Raw genomic sequence first — 20668 nt, forward strand, 5'->3', positions numbered from 1 at the left:
ACGGCCGACCCCGACGTGGCCGCGACCGCGGCGGCAGCTGGCGTCGACCGAATCTTCGTGGACCTCGAGGAGCGCGGTAAGGCCCTGCGCCAGGCGGGTCGGGACACGGTCATCAGCGGCCACACGCTGGAGGACGTATCCCGCGTCCGCGAGCGCGTCCCCGCCGGATCGCTCCTGGTCAGGATCAACCCGCCCCACGCCGGTACCGCCGAAGAGGTGGAGTCGGCGCTCGCCGCGGGCGCCGACATCCTCATGCTGCCGATGTTCGAGTCGGTGGGCGAGGTAGTGTCTACGGCCGCCTGCATCGGTGGACGAGTAGCCTTCGTACCCCTCGTGGAAACCGCCGCCGCGCTGCGGGCCGTACCGGATGTCGTGGCTGTACCGGGGGTCTCCGAGCTGTACATCGGACTCAACGACCTGCACTTCTCGCTCGGGCGAGACTTCCTGTTCGAGCCCCTCGCCGAGGGACTGCTGGACGCCGTTGCGGCGGCGTGCGCACAAGCCGGCGTGCCCTTCGGGTTCGGTGGCGTCGCGCGCGTGGGTCAGGGCGACCTGCCCGCGGAGTGGATTCTGGGCGAGCACGTGCGGTTGGGCTCGACCGCCGTCATCCTGTCGCGCGCGTTCACGCACGGCGCGGACGGCGGCCACATTCCGGGCGATGGATCCGCGCTTCGCCGCGAGCTGGACCGGCTCCGGGAAGTCGAGGCCGAGCTCCGGCGGCGCACGCCGCAGGAGGTGAGCGGCAACCGTCGTCGGCTTGTCCGCCGAGTCAACGAGCTGGCGCGCGCGGCGCGCCCCAGCCCCGGCTGATATGTGCGGCATCTACGGCGCGTACGATCCTGAGGGACCGCCACCGGACGGGCGGGTGCTGGACGCGATGGGGCGTTCCATTTCGCACCGGGGCCCCGACGACCGGGGCGTGTTCCTGGGCGATCGGTGCGCGCTCGGCAACGAAAGACTGTCGGTCATCGACCCGCTGGGAGGACACCAGCCCTTCGCATCCGCGGACGGGTCCGTGGTGGTGGTTCAGAACGGCGAGATCTTCAACTACCTGGAACTCGCCGAGGACCTCAGGCGGGAGGGAACCCGTTTCGAAACCGCCTCTGACACCGAGGTGATCCTGCGCCTGTACGAGCGCTACGGCATCGACTTCCTGCGCATGCTGAACGGCATGTTCGCCATCGCGATCTGGGACGCGCGCGAACCCTGCCTGTGGCTGGCCCGGGATCGTATCGGCATCAAGCCGCTGTTCACCTGGCGAGACGCCGGCCGGGTTCATTTCGCCTCCGAAATCAAGGCGCTCCTGCGCGCGGGTCTCCACGCCGCCCCCGACTACCGCGCGTTGCACCATTTCCTGGGGTTCAACTACGTGCCGCCTCCGCTCACGGCGTTTCGCGGGGTGCGCCACGTCGTCCCCGGCTGCGTGGAGCGGTACGGACCGGACGGGCGCAGCGAACGACGCTGGTGGGATCTGATCCAGGACAGGGAAGCCGACGCTGCCGGGCCGGATTGGGGGGAGCGATTCCTCGAGATTCTGGCGGACGCCGTACGTATCCGCATGCGCGCCGACGTGCCCTACGGCGCCTTTCTCTCGGGCGGAGTCGACTCGTCCACCATCGTCGCCCTCATGGCCCGCCAGAGCGAGACACCCGTCCGGACGTTCTCGATCGGATTCGAGGACGAGCGTTTCGACGAGTCCCGTTACGCGGCTCAGGCGGCCGAGCGATTCGGCACGGTCCACACGCAGCGCGTCGTCGACCCGGACATGCTCGATTCGTGGCCCCTGGCGCTGTACCACTGCGACCAGCCGCACGGCGACGTGTCGTTTCTTCCCACGCTGCGCGTGTCCGAGCTGGCGGCCCGGGACGTGACGGTCGTGCTTACGGGCGATGGGGGCGACGAGCTCTTCGCGGGCTACGACAAGTATCGGGATTTTTTCGCGGGTCCGACGCCGGACGGCGAGTTGGACTTTCGGGCGGCCTATTCCGAGGCGCTGGAGCTGTTTACGGCGGAGGGCAGGAGGTCGCTGTACGGAGCCGGGCCCCTGGCGGAATGGGCCGGCGAGTCCAACGCCGACTTTCTGGCTCCGTGGTTCGACGCCTCCCGCTCCCTCGACCGCGTAAACAGGGCCCTGCACATCGACATGAGCCTGCTGCTGCCGGGCAACAACCTGGTCAAGCCCGATCGGATGGGGATGGCCGTCTCGCTGGAGGCCCGGACGCCGCTTCTGGATCACCGGATGATGGAGTTCGCGTTTGGAACGCCGGGTCGGTGCAAGCTTCGGGGCGGTGTCACCAAGGTCGCCTTCAAGGATGCGGTGTCCGACCTGATCGGCGTCGACCTCGCGCATCGTCGCAAGCAGATGCTCACCGTGCCCATCGGAGAGTGGTTCCGGGGGAAGCTGGCGCCGTTTGTGCGCTCGGTCCTGCTGTCGGAGGAGTCCCGCGACCGAGCGCTGTTCGAGCCCCGAGCGGTCTCCGCTCTGATCGAGGCCCACGAGCGAGGGCACGAGAACAGAACGCGCGAACTCCGCGCTCTCCTGGCGGTCGAGCTGTGGGCGCGAGTATTCCTGGATCGAGCCTGCGAATCGCCCCCGGTGGCGGAGGAGATTCTGGGCGTCGGCATCGGTTGAGGTCGCCACCGTGAAGCGCCTATGCTCTCGCTAGCCGTAGCTCCGTTGCAGCTGGCCGTTGCCTTCCTGGCGCCGGTAGCCGGGCTGCCGACCGCGCTCGCGCTCACCGTCGCGCTGATGCCACTGGGCAACGTCTATGTCGGCGGCGTGGCGCTCGGCGTCGTCGCCGCCTGGTACGCGGCGGCGGCATCTGCCCCAGGCGCGGACCGGCCGGTGCTCATGCCCGGGCTGCTGGTCTGGTTCTGGGGCGGGTGGATGGTGGTCGCCGCGGTTTCGACCGCGTTCAACGGCGCCACGCCACGTCAGGTCGGCCAACTGGCCGAATTCCTGTTCTACGGGGGCATCGCCACGCTCTCATACAACCTCGCGGCCTCCGTGGAGGGCGCGCGTCAGCGCATCCTCGCGGGCCTCATCGCCGCGGCGTGGCTGCTGGGGGTGGCGTCGATCGTCGCGGCGCGGGCGGAGGCCACCGATCTGCTGTTCGGCCGCAACGAGGGCGCCTTCTTTCTCCTGCTGTCCGGTGTCGTGGTGCCGCTCGCCGTTCTGGAAGGAGGTCGCCTCCGACGGCGCTGGTTCGCGTGGGCCACGATCGGCGTCTCAGTGGGCGCCATAGTCGTATCCGATTCGCGGGCCGCGATGGCCGGGGCGGTTCTGTGCGGCGCGGGTTGGCTCGCGTGGCGGATCGCGATCGGCAGGCGGAGAGGCCTGTCCGCGCTCGTATTGAGCATCGGGGTCGCTGGTGGAGCTTTCTTCGTCGTCCTGCGCGGCCCGGCCTCACTCGTGCCCGGGGACTTCTCAACGCTGGAGCGGGTCGCCCTGCTACAGCAGAGCTATGCTCTTTTCCTCGAGCGGCCTCTGGTCGGACACGGCTGGAACGCGCTCGAGTCTCTGCTCCGGTCGTCCGTGTACACCGAGCTGGTATATCCCCATCCGCACAACACGTACGCGCGCTTCGCCGCGGAGCTCGGGGTGGCCGGACTCGGGCTCCTGCTCGTGCTTTACGGGGGGCTGTTCCTGCGCGGCCTGCGTGCTCACCGGGCGGGCCTCGAGGAAGCGGCCCTGCTGGCGCTCCTGCTCGCTCTCACGCTCAGCGCCATGTCCATGGTCGCGGTCGTCTTCTACGGCGCTAGCAGGGCGCTCGTCACGGCGGTGCTGCTCGGCGTGGCGTGCTCGTATCGCTCCGGCGAGGGTGATCGGCGCGCCGCCGACGGGCATGGCCGGGCGGGACCGGAGAGGGTGGGATGAAGATCCTGCAGGCGCGGTCCGGGTTCGAGGACAACGGCCCCGGCACGCAGGCGCTGACCATCTCGCGTGAGCTGCGGGATCGGGGGTACGAAGTGATCTTCGCCGCCGGTGGCGGCGACTATCTCGGGACCATCCGCGACGCCGGGTTCGACGTGGCGTTGATCCCCGCCATGCGCCGCGAGAAGCGCGACCCCGCGACCGTCGCTCGAGCGGCTTGGGCGCTGCGCCGGCTAATCCGCGAGCGCGGCATCGCAGTCGTTCATGCCCACAACGCGGCGGCCGCCCTCACCGCGTGGGCGGGCTCGCGATTGGGCGGGAGCGGCGTGCGGCTGGTGCACTCCGTCCGTGGCATCGAGCTGCGGGCTTCGCACCGGTGGCGGAACTGGATATACCGCCGGTATCCGGCCGAATTGCTGGCGGTTTCCCAGTACACGCGCGACAAGCTGCTCGAAGTGGGAGCCGATTCGGCGCGCATCAGGGTGTCCTACAACGGGGTGGATACGCGGCGTTTCGATCCGGATAGCGTGAGCGGGGCCGACGTCCGCCGTAAATACGGCCTCGGCGACGGGGTCGTCGCCGGGCACGTGGGCTCCATGAAGACGCGCGCGAAGGGACAACACGTGTTGATTCGCGCCTTGGGACGGCTCCGCGAGCGCGTCCCTGACCTGCGGATTCTTCTCGTCGGGGACGGCGTGGAGCGGCCTCGGTTGGAGGAGCTGGCGCGGGCCGAGGGCGTGGCGGACAGGGTCGTCTTCGTGGGGCGCAGATTCGACGCCGAGCGCTTCCACGCGGTGTTCGACGTCTACGCTCAGCCGTCGGTGTGGGGCGAGATGTTTCCCAACTCCATCCTCGAGGCGATGGCCATGGCCACGCCCTGGGTGGGTAGCCGACTCGGCGGCCTGGCCGAGCTGACCGCGAACGGGCGCGCCGGAACACTCGTCGAACCGGGCGACGTGGACGCGCTTGCCGACGCGCTCCAGAGGCTTGCGCTGGATCCACGGGAGCGCGCGGAGAGAGGATCAGCGGGCCGCGCGGAGGTGCGGGAGCGCTTCTCGGTCGGCGCGGTGGTGGACGGCATCGTGGCCGCGTACACCGATGAGTGAGGGTCCCGACTCACGTTTCTCGGGTGCTCCGCCGGGCGCCGGCGGGTGGTTTGGGGATTTGGCCGTTCGTGCGTTGGACGTAGCGGTCGCCGCCGCGGCACTGGTCGTTCTGGCGCCCGCGCTGCTCGCGATCGCGGCGTGGATCCGCATGGACTCTGTCGGCCCAGCGCTGTTCAGACAGCGCCGCGTGGGACTCCACGGCGCGTCATTCGAGTTACTGAAGTTCCGCTCCATGACCCAAGGCGCCGCGCGCATCGGCCCGCTCTCGACGAGTCCCAGGGACCCCAGGATAACGAGGGCGGGTGCGATCCTGAGGGGGACCAGCGTGGACGAGTTGCCTCAGCTTCTCAACGTGCTGGCGGGACACATGAGCCTGGTTGGGCCACGCCCCGACTTGCCTCACCAGATCGCCGCGCTCTCGCCGGAGGACCGGTCCGCGCGCTGCTCGGTGCGGCCCGGGTTGACGGGTTTGGCCCAGGTCGAGAACAGGCACGGCGGGACGCCGCAGGAGCGGCTGGGCTGGGACCTCGATTACGCCGCGCGAAGATCAATCTGGCTCAACGCGCGGATCGTGGCCCGGACGTTGGGCGCGATGGTCACCAAGCGATCGTACTGAGCGTGCCTGAACGGTCTACGGTCCTCTTCGTCGCGTACGGCGGCGGGCACGTCAGGACGCTATTGCCCGTCGCACGGTCGCTCTACAGCCGCAGCCGTCAGGCGGTTCGGTTCATGGCTCTCACGACCGCCGGCGCCGTGGTCGAGGGAGCGGGCCTCCCCACCGAGGGGTTTCGCCACTTGCCAGAGGCCCGTGACGCCCGCGTGGCGGAGACGGGCCGGAGGCTTGCTGCATCCCTGCCTTCGAGCGTCGTGAGCGAGGCAGAGTCGGTCGCCTATCTAGGGCTGTCCTACCTCGACATGGAGGCGCGACTGGGGCACGCCGCCGCAGCCCGCCGTTACGACGAACTCGGTAGGCAAGCGTTCCTTCAACTGGGCGTCTTCCGCCGAGAGTTCGCCCGCCGCCGGCCGGACCTGGTGGTGGCCACCAACTCGCCGCGCGCGGAGCGCGCCGCGTTGGAGGTGGCCGGCGAGTTGGGGATCCCGTCGATCTGCGTCGTCGACCTCTTCGGCACGCGCGAGGCGCGGCGGCTGGCCCGACCGGGCTACGGCCGGCGCCTGTGCGTTCTCTCGGAGGCAGTGCGTGAGGCGATGGTTGGCGCGGGGAGGCCGCCCGAGGAGGTAGTCGTTACCGGCAACCCCGCGTTCGACGCTCTGCTCGGCGCCGAGACGCGAGCTGCCGGGTCCGCGCTCCGGTCGCGCAAAGGCTGGGGCGACTCGCCGGTGATCCTGTGGGCGACCCAGCCGCTGCCCCGCGCAGCAGAGCAGGCCGCCTATGCGCGCCGGATCGACGCGCGCGTGCGAGCGCTAGCCCGGGCGCGTCCGGACTGGACGTTGGTGGTGCGGCGTCACCCGAGCGAGGCGAGGGACGATCGGCCGGACCTCGGCGCCCTCGAACAGAGCGCGCGCGAGGAGCCCCTGGCCGAGCTTCTTCACGCGGTGGACGTGGTCGTGACGATGGGTTCCACGGTCGGCCTGGAGGCGGCACTCGCCGGGCGTCGGGTGGTCCAGATCCTGGGCTCCACCTACTCCGCTGATGTGCCCTACGCCGAAGAGGGGATCGCCATCGCCGCGCCCGACCCGGAAAGTCTGGAGCTGGCGGTCGAGCGGGCCCTGGACTCACCGGCAGCGGCCGACCCCGGTCTCATGGGCGACGGGCGGGCGACCAGCCGCGTCGTCGATGAGATTGATACCCTCTTGAAGGCGTCGCGCCGTGGAGCGGACCGGTGAGCGCGGGGGACCGACTCATCTTCAGGGGGGCGGCGGTCAGCTACGTAATTCGGGTGCTGGGGGTCGGGGCCGGCCTGGGGCTGCACGTGGCGTTGGCGCGCTGGCTCGGAGAGTCCGAGTACGGAGGGTACGCGTTCGTCACTTCGGTTCTGCCCATAGTGGGAATCCTGGCCACCCTGGGGCTGCCGATGGCCGCTGTGCGCTTCTGGCCGGAATACGGGGCGGCATCGGACTCGGCGCGCCTGGCCGGGTTCCACGCCTTTTCCACGCGCGCGGTGATCGGGGCGGGCGCCGCTGGCCTGCTCCTGACCCTGCTGGCGGTGCCGTTCCTGGGAGCCGAGGGAAACGTCATCCGACGGTCCACCCTGGTCGCGTCGCCCCTCATCCCGATTCTCGCGCTCATTCGCTATCGGCAGGAGGCTCTCCGAGGGCTGAAGAGGATCGCCGCCTCTCAGGCGTTCGAGCAGGTCATACTGCCCGTAGGCATCCTGCTCGCCGCTGGCGCCTGGATCCTCGGCGGCAGGTCGCTGGACGCGCCGACGGTGATCCTCATTCACCTGGGGGTCGCCGCGGCCGGTATCGTCGGCCTGGGCCGGCTCCTCCGGCGGGACATCCCGGATGCGGTGCCCGCCTGGACCAGACAGGACATGCGCGTGTGGTTGGCGGTGTCGTTGCCGCTCATGGGATCGACCTTCGTGTCGGGTTTCATGCCGCGCGCCGCGCCGCTCTTTCTCGGCATCCAGGGGAGTCCCGCCTCGGTGGCGCATTACGTCGCCGCCTTCAAACTGGCCACGGTGCTGAAGTTCTCGCTCAGCGCCGTCAACGCGATCCTGGCTCCGACGGTTGCCGAGCGCTACGGCCGCGGAGACCGCGCGGCCTTGCAGGCAGAGGTGAGCCGGACGGTGCGACGGGCGTTCGCCATCACGGTGCCCATCGCGCTGGCGATCGTCGCGTTTCGCGGACCCTTGCTGAGCCTGTTCGGAGAAGGCTTCGTGGTGGGGAGCCGCGTTCTGCTCATCCTCGTGGGAGCCGAGCTCGTAAACGTCGCGGCCGGACCCGTCGGTCCCCTGCTCACCATGACCGGCCACCAGAGGTTCTATCTCGGGGTTCTGAGCGCCGTCGCGGCGGTCACGGCCGGCGCCATGCCGCTGGCGATCGCCGCGGGAGGCATAGAAGGCGCAGCCTGGGTCGCGCTGCTGGCCGCGGTCCTCTGGAACGGCATCCTGGCGGCCGGCACGATCCGGCGCACCGGCATAGCCCCCTACCTCACCGTTGGGCGGCGGTCCGCGTGAGTGGGTCTCTGCCGACGGATGAATCGGCGGCGGCCGGCGCCGCCGCGCCGTTCGCGATCATCACCGGGATGCACCGCTCCAACACGTCGCTGCTCGCCCGGGTGCTGAATCACGCGGGGCTGGCCGTGGGTGACCAACTGATCGGCGCCAACGAGTTCAACCCGTACGGCCATTACGAGGACGATCCCATCGCGCGTTGGCACAAGGAGGTGCTGGCGCGTAGGGGCCTGGGCTGGCGGGTTCTGACCGACCCCCGAATCAGGGTCGACCCCGAGGAATTCCAGGGCGCGGTCCGCTACGTGGAAGCCCGTCGCGCTCGGGCATCCGGACCCTGGGGGTTCAAGGTGCCGCACGCGGTGCTGGCGCTGGACGCGTGGGCGAGATTCCCCGAGGCGCGCTTCGCGTTCATCTTCCGGCACCCGCGGGAGGTGATCGGTTCGCTGCTCCGTCGCGCCGGCATCCAGCTGTACTACAAGCCGTACTATCCGGGCCAGGCCATGCGCACGTACGTCGTCTACAACAGGCTCATTCGCGATTTCCGCCGGGCGCACCCCGCGCGCTCGTACCTGATCGACAACCGCGACCTGCTGGTCGATCCGGCCGGCGTGGTCGCCCATCTGTCGGAGCGCCTGGGTCTCGGCGCGTTGTCCCTTCGAGAGGGCGGCCTGGTCGATCGCGGGCTGACCGGGCGAACACACGGCGGCCTGCCGGAGCTCGTCGCCGCCGGTCTCTCTCGAGCCCGGGCGCCGAAGGTGGTATACCGTGAACTGGTAGCGTTGAGCGACTCCGCCGGACGCTAGCGTGAGTCCGGGTGCCAGCCCCCGACGCTAGAGTTTTGGGGCCGTCGTGGGTAGCTTCTGGACATGAGCACCGCGCCTGCCACCGTCCCGGGCGGCGGGCTGGAGTCACTCCCCCCGCGCCTTCGAAAAGCCGTCGAGCCCGTCGCAGACCGGCTCGATGTGGACCTCGTCGCGCGCGCGTACCGGTTCGCCGAGGGTGCTCACGGCGAGCAGAAGCGGGCCTCCGGCGAGGAGTACTCGGTACACCTCGTGGAGGTGGCCCGGATACTCGCCGATCTGCACCTGGACACGTCCACCGTCGCGGCCGCGCTGATACACGACGTGGTGGAGGACACGGGCGTAGGTATCGACGATATCCGCGCCGAGTTCGGGGACGACGTCGCGCTCATCGTCGACGGCGTCACCAAGATCGGCAAGGTGCGCTTTCGTACCAGTACCGAGCAGCAGGTGGAGAACTACCGCAAGCTGCTCCTGTCGATGGCGCAGGACGCGAGGGTCATCCTCGTAAAGCTGGCCGATCGCGTCCACAACATGCGTACGCTCGACCACCTGAAGGAGGAAAAGCGGCGCCGCATCGCGCTCGAAACCCGGGAGATCTACGCCCCGCTCGCGCACCGCCTGGGAATGGCGCAAATCAAGTGGGAGTTGGAGGACCTCTGCTTCAAGCACCTGGAGCCGGAGGCCTACGTGGACCTCGTCGGCAACGTGCGCGAGAAGCGCGCCGAGCGGGAGAAGCTCATCGAGCAGTTCCGGGTCCCCCTGGTCGAGGAGCTCGAGGAGGCGGGAATCCCGTGTGAGGTGTACGGGCGGCCGAAACACCTGTGGTCCATCCACCGCAAGATGCAGCAGCGGCAGGCCTCCTACGAGGAAATCTACGACCTCATGGCGATCCGGGTCGTGACCGACAACGTCGCCAACTGCTATCACGCGCTGGGCATCATCCACAACCGCTGGACGCCTCTCCAGGAGCGCTTCCACGACTACATCGCAACGCCCAAGTCGAACATGTATCGGTCACTTCACACGACCGTGTTCGGGTCGGGCGGGCGGCTCTATGAGATCCAGATCCGCACCGCCGAGATGCACCGCACGGCGGAGTACGGGATCGCCGCGCACTGGCGCTACAAGGAGGGGAGCGGCACCGGAAACGAGGTCGACGACACGCTGAGCTGGTTCAGGCAGGTTCTGGAGTGGCAGCAGGACACCCGCGAGCCGGAGGAGTTCATGGAGTTCCTCCGCATCGACCTGTTCCAGGATGAGATCTTCGTGTTCACGCCGCGCGGCGACGTGAAGCAGCTTCCCAAGGGCGCGACGCCCATCGACTTCGCCTTCGCGGTCCACACCGAGGTGGGGCTGCACTGTTCGGGCTCACGCGTGAACGGGCGCATCGCGCCGCTGTCCCGACGGTTGCGCAACGGAGATACGGTCGAGGTCCTGACGGACGCGAAGCAGAAACCTTCGCGCGACTGGCTCGGGTTCGTCAAGACGGCCCGGGCGCGCCAGAAGATCCGGCAGTGGATCAAGCAGGAGGAACTGGACTCCTCCGTGGCCCTCGGCAAGGAGATCTTCGAGCGCGAGCTCAAGAGGGCGCGCCGTTCGAAGCCGTCGGACGCCGAGTTCGCGGAGGCGGCGAAGGCCCTGTCGCTACCCACGGTGGACCACGTGCTCGCGGCGCTGGGCCGGGGAGAGTTGGGTATCGCCGCGATCATGCGCGAGCTCTTCGACGTGGAGGCGCCGCCGCGCCGCCCGCCCTCGGCGTTCGAGCGGCTCGTCGAGCGCGTCCGCAAATCCGGCAAGGGCGTGCGTATTCAGGGTCTCGAAAACCTGATGGTGCGCTACTCGCAATGCTGTCAGCCGGTGCCCGGGGACGAGGTGATCGGATTCATCACGCGGGGCCGGGGCATTTCCATCCACAGGACGGACTGTCCGAACGTTCTGCACCTGTCGCGCAACCCGGACCGGCGCGTCGAGATCGAGTGGAAGGCGGAGAGCGGGGATCGTTTCTTCGTACGCCTGGAGGTGGACGGGGACGACCGGCGCGGGTTGCTCTCGGACATCTCCAAGGCGATCACCGAGACCGGAACGAACATCCAGTCCGCCGAAATCAAGGCGGTCGAGGGCGGTATGACCGGGTCCTTCGTCGTCGAGGTGCAGAACCTGGATCACCTCAAGAAGGTGATGCGGCGCATCCGCGCCGTGGAGGGAGTGCTGTCGGCCGAGCGACGCGAGCACTTCAACGAGGCCGACCTGGAGTCCGATTGAGCGTTCCCTTCCTGGACCTGCGGGCTCAATACGGCGGCCTGCGCGAAGAGTTGGACGCCGCGGTGGCGCGCGTGGTGCACGACCAACGCTTCATCCTCGGCCCGGAGGTTGAGGGGCTGGAGGAGGAGGTGGCCGCCTATCTGGGAGTCCCTCGTGCGGTGGGCTGCGCGAGCGGAACCGACGCCCTGCTGCTCTCCCTGCGCGCCCTGGGGCTGGAGCCGGGGGCCGAAGTGGTGGTGCCGGCGTTCACCTTCTTCGCGACCGCGGGCGCCGTGTGGAACGCAGGCCTGAAGCCGGTCTTCGCGGACGTGGACGAAGACAGCCTCAACCTCACCGCGGCTTCCATGGAGGCGGTGCTCACGGAGCGCACGCGAGCCGTCATCGTCGTCCACCTCTACGGACGAATGGCGGACATGGACCCCATCCTGGCGCTGTGCCGGGAGCGGGGGATCGCCGTGATCGAGGACGCCGCGCAGGCGTTCGGGGCCCGCGGCGCAGTCGGGACCCGGTACGAGAGCGCGGGGACGGTGGGCGATATCGGCTGCCTGTCGTTCTTTCCGACCAAGATCCTGGGGTGCTACGGGGACGCCGGCATGGTCGTTACCTCCGATGACCTTCTCGCTGAGCGTGTGGCCAAGCTGAGGGTCCACGGCGGACGGCAGATGTACCACCACGAAATGGTGGGCACCAACTCCAGATTGGACGCGCTCCAGGCGGCGGTCCTGCGCACCAAGCTGCCCCGAGTGGACCGTTGGATAGAGCAGCGTGCCGCCGTGGCCGACCGCTACATGGAGGCGCTCGCGGAGGCCCCCGTGACGTTGCCGCCGCCCCCGCCGTCCATGGGCGGACGCGACGTGCACAACGTGTTCACGGTGAAGGTCGAGGAGCGCGACTCGGTGCGGGCCGGGCTCGAGGCGCGCGGAGTAGCCAGTCAGGTGTACTACCCGGTACCGCTGCACCTGCAGGCGTGCTTCGCCTCGCTCGGCTACGGGCCGGGGGTCTTTCCCGTGAGCGAGCGGGCCGCCGAGTTGGTACTGAGCTTGCCCATCTATCCGGAGATGCCCGTCACCGACGTGGATGCGGTGGTGACGGCGCTGTTGGACGCGGCCGTGCCAACGAGCGGCGCGCAACACCACAGGTAGCGATACGCGCATGGACATTACGGTCATCGGCACCGGATACGTGGGATTGGTCGTAGCGACCTGTTTCGCCGAGTCGGGCAACGAAGTCACGGGCGCCGACCTCGACGAAAACAAGATCGGTCTGCTTCGGCGAGGGCAGTCTCCCATCTACGAGCCGGGCCTCGAGCCTTTGCTGCAGCGCAATCTGGACCAGGGGCGGCTCCGTTTCACGACCGACGTAGCAGCCGCTGTCCGGCAGGCCGACGTCGTCGTGATCGCCGTCGGCACCCCTCCTGACGAGGACGGCAGCGCCGATGTGACCCACGTCCTGGACGTCGCGCGCACGATAGGCGCGCACATGGACCGGGAGAAGGTCGTGGTCACCAAGAGCACGATTCCCGTAGGGACCTCGGATCGCGTGCGCGATACGATTGCGGCGCTGTCGCCACACCCGGTGCACGTGGCCTTCAACCCTGAATTCCTGAAGGAGGGCAGCGCCGTCTCGGATTTCATGAAGCCGAGCCGCGTGATCATCGGGACCGATTCGGAGAAGGCGAGGGATGTTCTGGAGGACCTGCACGAGCCGTTCGTGCGCAGCGGCAACCCCATCCTGCACATGGACGTTCGGTCCGCGGAGATCACCAAGTACGCCGCCAACGCCATGCTGGCGACGCGTATCTCGTTCATGAACACCGTCGCTCGGCTCTGCGACGCGGTCGGCGCCGACGTATCGCACGTGCGCAAGGGCATGGGGTCGGACGACAGGATAGGGCCGCGCTTCCTGTTTCCCGGCGTCGGCTATGGGGGTAGCTGTTTCCCGAAGGACGTGAAGGCGCTGGCCGCGTCTCTTCGCAAGAACGGCGTCGACTCGGCCATCCTGGACTCGGTCGAGCAGGTGAACGAGGGGCAAAAGCGGCTGCTGCTGGACATCGTCGACGAACTGTTCCCGGAGGGTCTGGCGGGCTGCTCGGCGGCGGTGTGGGGGCTCAGCTTCAAGCCGGGCACCGACGACGTGCGTGAGGCGCCTTCGCTGGTCCTCATCGAAGGGCTTTTGGCCCGCGGCGGAGAGGTCCGCGTGCACGACTTCCAGGCCTTGGAGGAGGTCCGCCGACTCCTCGGCGACAGGGTGACGTACTGGGAACACAACTACGACGCGCTGGACGGGGCGGATCTTCTTGCGGTGGTGACCGAGTGGCAGCCCTACCGCCGTCCCGACTTCGAGCGCATGCGGACCGCCATGCGCCGCCCTCTCGTGCTGGACGGTCGCAACCTCTACGAGCCGGATCGGATCCGGGCTCACGGGTTCGAATATCGCGGCGTGGGTCGGGGTTCGGCGCCGACTCGCGCGACGGCGCCAGCGGGGTAGCACAGGAGGCAGCCGCGCCGCCTACAGCGTGCGCGCCTTTGCGTCCTCTTCGCGCACGAGGTCCCTGAGGTAGGGAATCGTGCGCTCGAGACCCTCGCGCAGGGATACGCGCGGTTCCCAGCCAAGCAGCTCTCGGGCACGTGAGATGTCCGGCTGCCGGACCCTGGGATCGTCTTCCGGCAACGGGAGCCTGCTGATGGTCCCGCCGCCCACGAGCGCCGTCACCATGTGGGCCAGTTCCAGCACCGAGCACTCCGCCGGGTTGCCGATGTTGACCGGCTCGTGGTGCTCGGACATGAAGAGGCGGTAGAGACCCTCCACCTCGTCCTCCACATAGCAGAACGAGCGCGTCTGCGAGCCGTCTCCGTACACGCTCAAGGGTTCGCCGCGCAGAGCCTGCACGATGAAGTTGGACACGACGCGGCCGTCGCCGGGTCTCATGCGTGGGCCGTAGGTGTTGAAGATGCGAGCGATCCTGGTGTCCACGCCGTGCGCCCGGTGGTACGCCATCGTCATGGCTTCGGCGAAGCGCTTTGCCTCGTCGTACACGCCGCGCGGTCCGACCGGGTTGACGTTGCCCCAGTACGACTCGGGCTGAGGATGCACCTCGGGGTCGCCGTAGACCTCCGAGGTGGAGGCCAGCAGGTAGCGGGCGCCCGCCTTTTTTGCCAGACCGAGCGTGTTGTGCGTACCCAGGCTCCCCACCTTCAGCGTTTGGATGGGGAGCTCGAGGTAATCCACGGGACTGGCCGGGCTCGCGAAGTGGAGTACTCCCTGGATCGTCGACCGTACGTCCATGTAGGTCGTCACGTCGTGATGGACGAGGCGGAAGCGCGGCTCGTTGGAGAGGTGGGCCAGGTTGCGCTCGGTGCCCGTGATGAGGTTGTCCACACCGATCACTTCATGGCCGCCGGCCAGGAAGCGGTCGCACAGGTGGGATCCGAGGAAGCCCGCGACTCCCGTGATCAGGACGCGCACGAGCGCCCGGCTATCGAAGCTGCGATCACGGCTGCGCCGGCCGGCGCTCGCGCAGCCACTCCACCATCCGTGGCACGCCCTCTTCCACGCCCACGCGCGGAGCGTAGCCCAGCAGCCGGGCGGCCTTGTCGATGTCGGCGTGCGTGCGCCGGACGTCGCCCGGCTGGGCGTCCAAGCGCGAGATGGAGGGGGCCGCACCCACGGCTTCCCCGATGAGCTCTATGAGTCGCGACAGGGACGTGGTGCGGTTGCCGCCCAGGTTTAAGATGTCGAACCCGGCTTGCGCCGCCTCCGTGTAGTCCAGGGCGGCCACCGTACCGGCGACGATGTCCCCGACCCAGGTGTAGTCGCGCGCGCTGGAGCCGTCGCCGAACACCGGGATCGGCTCACCGCGGAGCATGAGCTCGGCGAACTTGCGAATGGCCAGATCCGGGCGTTGCCGGGGGCCGTACACGGTAAAATAGCGCAGCGCGAGGACGGACCCGCCGTGGAGGTGCTGGTGCGCGTGACACAGGAGTTCGCCGCCGCGCTTGGTGGCCGCGTACGGGGAGATCGGGCGTTCTACGGGGTCGTCCTCGGAGAAAGGAACCTTGCCGTTGTCGCCGTAAACGGAGGACGACGAGCCGAACACGATGCGCCCCACTCCGCGCTCGCGGGCCGCCTCCAGAATCGCCTGGGTACCGAGCAGATTGGCTCGGGCGTACTCAAAGGGGTGGGCGATGGACGGCCGTACGCCGGCCTTCGCGGCCAGGTGGACGACGGCATCGAACGATTCGGGCCCCAGCGCCCGGTCGAGCGCCTCCGAATCGGCGCAGTCCACCTCCAGCAGCGAGAACGAGGAGTGGCCGCGGGCTCGTTCCAGATTGGCGCGCTTTTCGGCCGGCGAGTAGAAGGGGTCGAAGTTGTCGACGCCTACCACGCTGTCGCCGCGCTCCAGAAGCTCTTCGGCAAGATGACTACCGACGAACCCGGCCGCCCCGGTGAGGAGAATCCGCGCACCCATGGCGCCGGGAATAGCGCGATCCACCCCCGCGGCGCAAGCCGCCCTGGCGTCCTCGAGGCGTCGACGGCAGCTTCGACGCCCATGAATCTCCTCGACAACAACGGCGGCCGGCACGGGTGATCGACATCCACGCGCACCTCATGCCCGCGGTGGATGACGGGGCGGTCGACGACGACCAGGCCGCCGCCGCCCTGGCGCGGCTGCGCGCCGACGGTTTCATCGCGGTGACCGCGACCCCTCATCTCGACGCGTCCCTGGCGGCTCAACCAGCCGCCTGGGAAGCTCGGCTCGCGACCTTCGACCGGGCCTGGCAGCGACTCGGGGAAATCGCCAGCGAGGCCGCGCCCGGTCTGGAGCTGTACCGCGGCGTCGAGCTGATGCTGGATACGCCCGAGCCGGATGCATCGGACGGGCGCCTCCGGCTGGACGGCGGCGCCGCGTTGCTGATCGAGTTTCCCAGGCTCGGCGTGCCCCCGAGCATGCCGGCGGCGCTCGACGGGCTAGGCGCGCGCGGGCTGCGTCCGGTGATCGCCCACCCGGAGCGCTACGACGTGTCGCTGGCGGGAGGCGCCGAGCGCTGGCGGGCCACGGGCGCGGCGCTGGCGGTCAACGGTCGCGCGCTCCTCGGTCACTACGGCAGCGCGGCTCGGGCGGCCGCCCTAACGCTTTTCGAGCGGGGCCTGGTCGACCTGGTGGCGACCGACTACCACGCCCGCGGCGAGACGGGCGCGCCCGAAGTGCGCGAGCTCCTGGAGCGGGCGGCGGGCGCGGAGGTAGCCCACCTCCTGGTGAACGAGAACCCGCGGCTTCTGCTGGCCGGAGAGGCGCCCCTGCGGGTACCGCCTGTCCGCTTGCGCGGAGGTCTGCTGAGGCGACTGCGCGGGTTGTTCGACTAGCGCCGGTGGGCCGCAACCCAGGCGAGGGGTAGGGGTATCCGAGTCCGCGATGGCGACCTTCGATCTACAACTCCCGTTTTCCCTGAGCGGGGATCAGCCTCAGGCGATCGAGCAGCTGGTCCGCGGCTTGAGGACCGGCGACGGGCGCCAAACGCTGCTCGGTGTCACCGGCTCGGGCAAGACCGTGACGATGGCCTCGGCGATCGCGGAGTTCGGCAGGCCCACGCTGGTCATGAGCCACAACAAGACGCTCGCCGCCCAGTTGTACGGGGAGCTGCGCCAGTTCTTTCCGCGCAACGCGGTCGAGTACTTCATCTCCTACTACGACTACTACCAGCCCGAAGCGTACGTACCGACGACGGACACCTACATCGAGAAGGACTCGTCCATCAATCCGGACATCGAGAAGCTGAGGCTGCGCACCACGTCTTCGCTCATGGAGCGGGAGGACGTGGTGGTGGTGGCGAGCATCTCGTGCATCTACGGTCTCGGCGACCCGGCGACCTACAGGTCGCTGATGTTGACGCTGGACGTCGGCCAGGAGATCGGGCGAAGGGGGATCCTCGAGGGCCTCGTCAGGATCCAGTACGCGCGCAACGACATAGACTTCCAGCGTGGCACCTTCCGCGTGCGCGGGGACGTGGTGGAGATCTTCCCGGCGTACGAGGAGCAGGCCGTTCGGGTGGAGCTCTGGGGCGAGGAGATCGAGCGCATTTCGCGCTTCGACCCGCTCACCGGTGACGTGATCACGAGGCTGCCGCGCGCGGCCATCTACCCGGCCACACACTTCGTGACCGACAGGTCCCGTGTGGAGGTTGCGGTGGAGCGCATCCGCGCGGAACTGGAAGAGCGCCTGCTCGAGCTGCGCGGGAGCGACCGCCTGCTGGAGGCACAGCGGCTGGAGCAGCGCACCAACTTCGACGTGGAGATGCTGCTCGAGATCGGCACGTGCGCGGGGGTGGAGAACTACTCGCGGCACCTCACGGGCAGGGAGGAAGGCGAGCGGCCGGCCTGCCTGTTCGACTACTTCCCGGACGACATGCTGGTCATCGTCGACGAGTCGCACCAGTCGATCCCGCAGATCCGGGGCATGTTCAACGGGGATCGATCGCGCAAGCAGACGTTGGTGGATTTCGGGTTCCGGCTGCCCAGCGCGCTGGACAACCGGCCGCTGCACTTCCAGGAGTGGGAGGAGCTGGTCCCGCGCGCCGTGTTCGTGTCCGCAACGCCGGGGGACTACGAGCTGGCGGCGTCCGAGGGTGTGGTGGTCGAGCAGCTCATACGGCCGACCGGGCTGCTGGATCCGGAGATCGACGTACGCCCGGTGCGCGGCCAGATCGACGACCTGCTCGGCGAGATCAGGACGCGCGAGGATCGCGGCGAGCGCGTGCTCGTGACCACACTGACCAAGCGCATGGCCGAGGATCTGACCGACTACCTCCAGCAGGTGGGTGTGCGCGTGCGCTACATGCACTCGGAGGTGGACGCGATCGAGCGCATCGAGATCATCCGCGACCTCAGGCTCGGGCGCTTCGATGTCCTGGTCGGAATAAACCTGTTGCGGGAGGGCCTGGACCTGCCCGAGGTGTCGCTGGTGGCGATCCTGGACGCGGACAAGGAAGGCTTCCTGCGCGACGCCCGCTCGCTGATCCAGACCGTCGGTCGCGCCGCCCGCAACGAGGGCGGGACGGCGATCATGTACGCGGACCGGGTCACCCGCTCGATGCGGCAATGCATCGAGGAGACGGATCGACGCCGGGAGGTGCAGGCGGTCTACAACGCCGAGCACGGGATCGTCCCGCAGACGATCCGCAAGAGCGTTGAGGAGACCTTGCTGGCCACGCGCGTGGCCGACGCCAGGGGGCTCGGGGGCTCGGGTCAGCAGGTGGCCGAGGCGGCGACGACGTACGCCGACGAGGCCAACCTGGAGGAGTGGGCCAAGATCCTCGAGGCCGAGATGCGCGAAGCCTCCGAGGCGCTCAACTTCGAGCGCGCCGCCAAGCTCCGAGACCAGCTGGTGGAGGTCCAGGCCAAGCTCGCTTCGTGAGCGAGGGCAAGGCCGATGTCCTGGACGCGGTCGTCGACCAGGCGACCCTGGAGGCCTGGGCGGCCGAGGTGGGGCGGCTGGCGCACCGACCCCTGACCGTCTGCCTGCACGGCCCGCTCGGTGCCGGCAAGTCGGTCGTGGCCAGGGCTGTCGCGCGAGGCGCCGGGGTGCGTGGGGCCATGCCTTCCCCCACCTTCAATCTGCGCTTCTCCTACCGCCTTCCGGGCGGCGGATACCTGCTGCACATCGACCTGTATCGCCTCTCCCCCAGCGAGATCTGGGATGTCGGCTGGGAGGACGTCGGCGCGGCGGGTATCGTGGCCCTCGTCGAGTGGGCCGAGCGGGCCCGCCGGCTGCTTCCGGAGGACCGCTGGGACGTCCGGTTGAGCCCCGTTCAGGGGCTCGCTGCGCGCCGCAGGCTCGAGGTAAGGCGGCTCGGCGACGCTCCCCCGATCCCGAGCCTGCCCGTGGCGGAGCGGCACGCGGCCGGAAGCGGGGCTAGCGGCGGAGCCTGACCGTACCGCCGGCGAGGATTCGAACCAGCCTCCAGTCGGAGTCCCCGAATTCTCCCAGGGCGTCGATCTTCAACGCGGTTCGCGACGATAAATCCGCCGTCAGTCGGAGTCGACCGCCGTAACTCCCTCCTGAGCGCGCCGGTGCGTAGAGGTTTTCCGCGCGGCGCCGGCGGAAGAAGACGTCCGCCGCCGCGGCGAGCCTGGCGCCCGCGTCCACGTCCAGGCCCAGCCGGGTCTCGTGGCCCTGTCCGCCCAGCGCGTGGCCCAGAGCCTCTCCGTCCACCGTCCAGCCCCCGGGGAAGAACCCGTGCCAGTACCACGGCGGATTGCCGCAACACGAGCCCGCCAGATACACGTGCTCGACGGTGACGGACAAGGCGGCGAGAAAGGGAAGGCCGGCGACCCGCGCACCGGTGATCAGACCCGGCACCTGGGCCCAACTGCCCGCCGAGTCCTCCGCACCCCACTCCACGTAGACGGCCACGGGCCATCGGCCCAACGGCGGCAAGAACGAAATGTCGACGGCCGCGAGTTGGTTCTCGAACGGCGGCGGCGTGTCGCGCAGGCCGGCCAGCACGCGCGCGAAGTCCCCGAGGTCGAAGCCGCCGTTGCCCCGCCCGCCGAACATCGCGGCACGAGACGCGGCGATCGACAGCCTCGGATGCGGCGTCAGGGAGAGCCGCCCGCCCCACAGCCATGGGTCCACCCGCTCTCGGCTCCGCTCCAGCGGCGCCAGAAACGTCTCCAAGCGGAGGTCTCCCAGGTGCCGCAGGACCCACGGGAGGCGCATGGGCCGTCGCAGGGAAAAGCCCGCGCCGCGGACGGGCACGTCGCCCCGGAAGATCAGCGAGCCCGACCGACCGGGTCCGTAGCGCGGCGTGAACTGGCCGCCCCACACGGTCAGCGGGCCCGCGCCGACGGCCGCGAAGTACGAGTCAGCGCCTCGTCCGGTGGCGCCCTCTCGTCCGGACACCGCGAGAGACACGGGGCCGAGCTTGGCCAGGGCGAACCCGACGGGGCGTAGCGAGGTGGCGTTGGGCCGTGGGATCGCCGGTATCTCGTCGCGAAAGCCGAATTTGCCGTCCGACAGCGTGAGCGTGCCGGACCTGGTCGCCAGCGCCCCGCTGGTCACGCGCAGGCCGGCGCCGAAGTCCCCGAACGGGCCGATCGGGCCGAAGATTCCGGGGGCGTCCCCGCTCGCGAACTCGGCGATAAGCCGGTCGAGTGAAGCGCGCGCCGACTCGCGGTCACCGGACGCGCCGCTGTCGGCGGCTGCGGCCAGCACCAGCGCGACTTCCTGCAGTCGTACCCACCCCGAGCCGTGGTCGATCGCCCCCGTCGTGGGCGACCGAACCTGGTGCGCGAGCGCCGCGCGCGCGGCCCAGTGATCGCGCGCCAGGAGGATTTCGGTTCCGGCCCCCACAGCCGACGTCGGGGATTGCGGCGCCAGCTGGCAGGGGCTCAGCGCGAGGCCCAGGAGCCCGACCGCCAGGCGCGCCAAGCGCCGGCCGGTCCTCGGGCTTCCTGCCGGGAGGGCACGCCGGCGCGTTCCGCGGTCGATCA

At 69.4% G+C, this 20668-nt stretch carries 17 protein-coding genes; 14 read left to right on the forward strand and 3 right to left on the reverse strand.

Annotation, left to right across the window (positions count from 1 at the left end; translation table 11 throughout):
• The 11 genes from ABFS34_00005 to ABFS34_00055 form a co-directional block, all read left to right on the forward strand.
• A partial coding sequence (locus ABFS34_00005; GenBank protein ID MEN8373809.1) for an aldolase/citrate lyase family protein occupies positions 1 to 810 on the forward strand: 810 nt, incomplete at its 5' end.
• Between the two features lies 1 nt (position 811).
• Positions 812 to 2632 carry an asparagine synthase (glutamine-hydrolyzing) gene (gene asnB, locus ABFS34_00010; protein ID MEN8373810.1) on the forward strand — a complete coding sequence of 607 codons (1821 nt, stop codon included), beginning with the start codon at positions 812 to 814 and terminating at the stop codon, positions 2630 to 2632.
• A 45-nt stretch (positions 2633 to 2677) separates the two neighbouring features.
• Positions 2678 to 3877, forward strand: a complete 1200-nt coding sequence (locus ABFS34_00015; protein ID MEN8373811.1) for an O-antigen ligase family protein — start codon at positions 2678 to 2680, stop codon at positions 3875 to 3877.
• Positions 3874 to 4980, forward strand: a complete 1107-nt coding sequence (locus ABFS34_00020; protein MEN8373812.1) for a glycosyltransferase — start codon at positions 3874 to 3876, stop codon at positions 4978 to 4980. The genes ABFS34_00015 and ABFS34_00020 overlap by 4 nt, the downstream gene beginning before the upstream one ends.
• 73 nt (positions 4981 to 5053) lie before the next feature.
• A complete protein-coding gene (locus ABFS34_00025; GenBank protein MEN8373813.1) occupies positions 5054 to 5596 on the forward strand; it encodes a sugar transferase in 543 nt (180 codons plus the stop codon).
• A gap of 113 nt (positions 5597 to 5709) precedes the next feature.
• Entirely contained in the window at positions 5710 to 6825 is a 1116-nt protein-coding gene (locus ABFS34_00030; GenBank protein ID MEN8373814.1) for a UDP-N-acetylglucosamine 2-epimerase, read from the forward strand.
• The gene (locus tag ABFS34_00035; GenBank protein ID MEN8373815.1) at positions 6822 to 8117 is read left to right on the forward strand and encodes an oligosaccharide flippase family protein; all 1296 of its coding nucleotides are present in this window, start codon (positions 6822 to 6824) and stop codon (positions 8115 to 8117) included. Before ABFS34_00030 ends, ABFS34_00035 begins: the two co-directional genes overlap by 4 nt.
• Positions 8114 to 8917: a sulfotransferase gene (locus tag ABFS34_00040; GenBank protein MEN8373816.1), complete on the forward strand. Its 804-nt coding sequence runs from the start codon at positions 8114 to 8116 to the stop codon at positions 8915 to 8917. The genes ABFS34_00035 and ABFS34_00040 overlap by 4 nt, the downstream gene beginning before the upstream one ends.
• 63 nt (positions 8918 to 8980) lie before the next feature.
• Complete coding sequence (locus tag ABFS34_00045) at positions 8981 to 11179, forward strand: bifunctional (p)ppGpp synthetase/guanosine-3',5'-bis(diphosphate) 3'-pyrophosphohydrolase (GenBank protein MEN8373817.1); 2199 nt, start codon at positions 8981 to 8983, stop codon at positions 11177 to 11179.
• Complete coding sequence (locus tag ABFS34_00050) at positions 11176 to 12321, forward strand: DegT/DnrJ/EryC1/StrS family aminotransferase (GenBank protein MEN8373818.1); 1146 nt, start codon at positions 11176 to 11178, stop codon at positions 12319 to 12321. Before ABFS34_00045 ends, ABFS34_00050 begins: the two co-directional genes overlap by 4 nt.
• Positions 12322 to 12331: 10 nt before the next feature.
• On the forward strand, positions 12332 to 13666 hold the full coding sequence (locus ABFS34_00055; GenBank protein MEN8373819.1) for a UDP-glucose/GDP-mannose dehydrogenase family protein: 1335 nt from the start codon (positions 12332 to 12334) through the stop codon (positions 13664 to 13666).
• A gap of 21 nt (positions 13667 to 13687) precedes the next feature.
• On the opposite strand, the gene ABFS34_00060 is transcribed toward ABFS34_00055, so the two are convergent.
• Both ABFS34_00060 and ABFS34_00065 read right to left on the reverse strand, forming a co-directional pair.
• The gene (locus ABFS34_00060; GenBank protein ID MEN8373820.1) at positions 13688 to 14644 is read right to left on the reverse strand and encodes a UDP-glucuronic acid decarboxylase family protein; all 957 of its coding nucleotides are present in this window, start codon (positions 14642 to 14644) and stop codon (positions 13688 to 13690) included.
• Between the two features lie 25 nt (positions 14645 to 14669).
• Positions 14670 to 15647: an NAD-dependent epimerase/dehydratase family protein gene (locus ABFS34_00065; protein ID MEN8373821.1), complete on the reverse strand. Its 978-nt coding sequence runs from the start codon at positions 15645 to 15647 to the stop codon at positions 14670 to 14672.
• A 116-nt stretch (positions 15648 to 15763) separates the two neighbouring features.
• Between ABFS34_00065 and ABFS34_00070 the strand changes: the two genes are divergently transcribed.
• Genes ABFS34_00070 through tsaE form a run of 3 tightly spaced genes read left to right on the forward strand, consistent with a single transcriptional unit; the run spans position 15764 to position 19105 of the window.
• Positions 15764 to 16543, forward strand: a complete 780-nt coding sequence (locus ABFS34_00070; GenBank protein ID MEN8373822.1) for a CpsB/CapC family capsule biosynthesis tyrosine phosphatase — start codon at positions 15764 to 15766, stop codon at positions 16541 to 16543.
• Between the two features lie 49 nt (positions 16544 to 16592).
• Complete coding sequence (gene uvrB / locus ABFS34_00075; GenBank protein MEN8373823.1) at positions 16593 to 18590, forward strand: excinuclease ABC subunit UvrB; 1998 nt, start codon at positions 16593 to 16595, stop codon at positions 18588 to 18590.
• A complete protein-coding gene (gene tsaE / locus ABFS34_00080; GenBank protein MEN8373824.1) occupies positions 18587 to 19105 on the forward strand; it encodes a tRNA (adenosine(37)-N6)-threonylcarbamoyltransferase complex ATPase subunit type 1 TsaE in 519 nt (172 codons plus the stop codon). The genes uvrB and tsaE overlap by 4 nt, the downstream gene beginning before the upstream one ends.
• Here the strand turns inward: tsaE and ABFS34_00085 are convergent.
• Positions 19089 to 20606: a capsule assembly Wzi family protein gene (locus ABFS34_00085; GenBank protein MEN8373825.1), complete on the reverse strand. Its 1518-nt coding sequence runs from the start codon at positions 20604 to 20606 to the stop codon at positions 19089 to 19091. The two genes, tsaE and ABFS34_00085, sit on opposite strands and share 17 nt — an antisense overlap.
• Positions 20607 to 20668: the final 62 nt, after the last annotated feature.

The organism is Gemmatimonadota bacterium (assembly GCA_039715185.1).
Taxonomy (GTDB): Bacteria; Gemmatimonadota; Gemmatimonadetes; order Longimicrobiales; family RSA9; genus DATHRK01.

Coding starts and splice junctions, on each gene's coding strand:
- asnB (MEN8373810.1), top strand. CDS start 812: ATGTGCGGCATCTACGGCGCGTACGATCCTGAGGGACCGCCACCGGAC.
- ABFS34_00020 (MEN8373812.1), top strand. CDS start 3,874: ATGAAGATCCTGCAGGCGCGGTCCGGGTTCGAGGACAACGGCCCCGGC.
- ABFS34_00030 (MEN8373814.1), top strand. CDS start 5,710: ATGGCTCTCACGACCGCCGGCGCCGTGGTCGAGGGAGCGGGCCTCCCC.
- ABFS34_00045 (MEN8373817.1), top strand. CDS start 8,981: ATGAGCACCGCGCCTGCCACCGTCCCGGGCGGCGGGCTGGAGTCACTC.
- ABFS34_00055 (MEN8373819.1), top strand. CDS start 12,332: ATGGACATTACGGTCATCGGCACCGGATACGTGGGATTGGTCGTAGCG.
- ABFS34_00065 (MEN8373821.1), bottom strand. CDS start 15,647: ATGGGTGCGCGGATTCTCCTCACCGGGGCGGCCGGGTTCGTCGGTAGT.
- uvrB (MEN8373823.1), top strand. CDS start 16,593: ATGGCGACCTTCGATCTACAACTCCCGTTTTCCCTGAGCGGGGATCAG.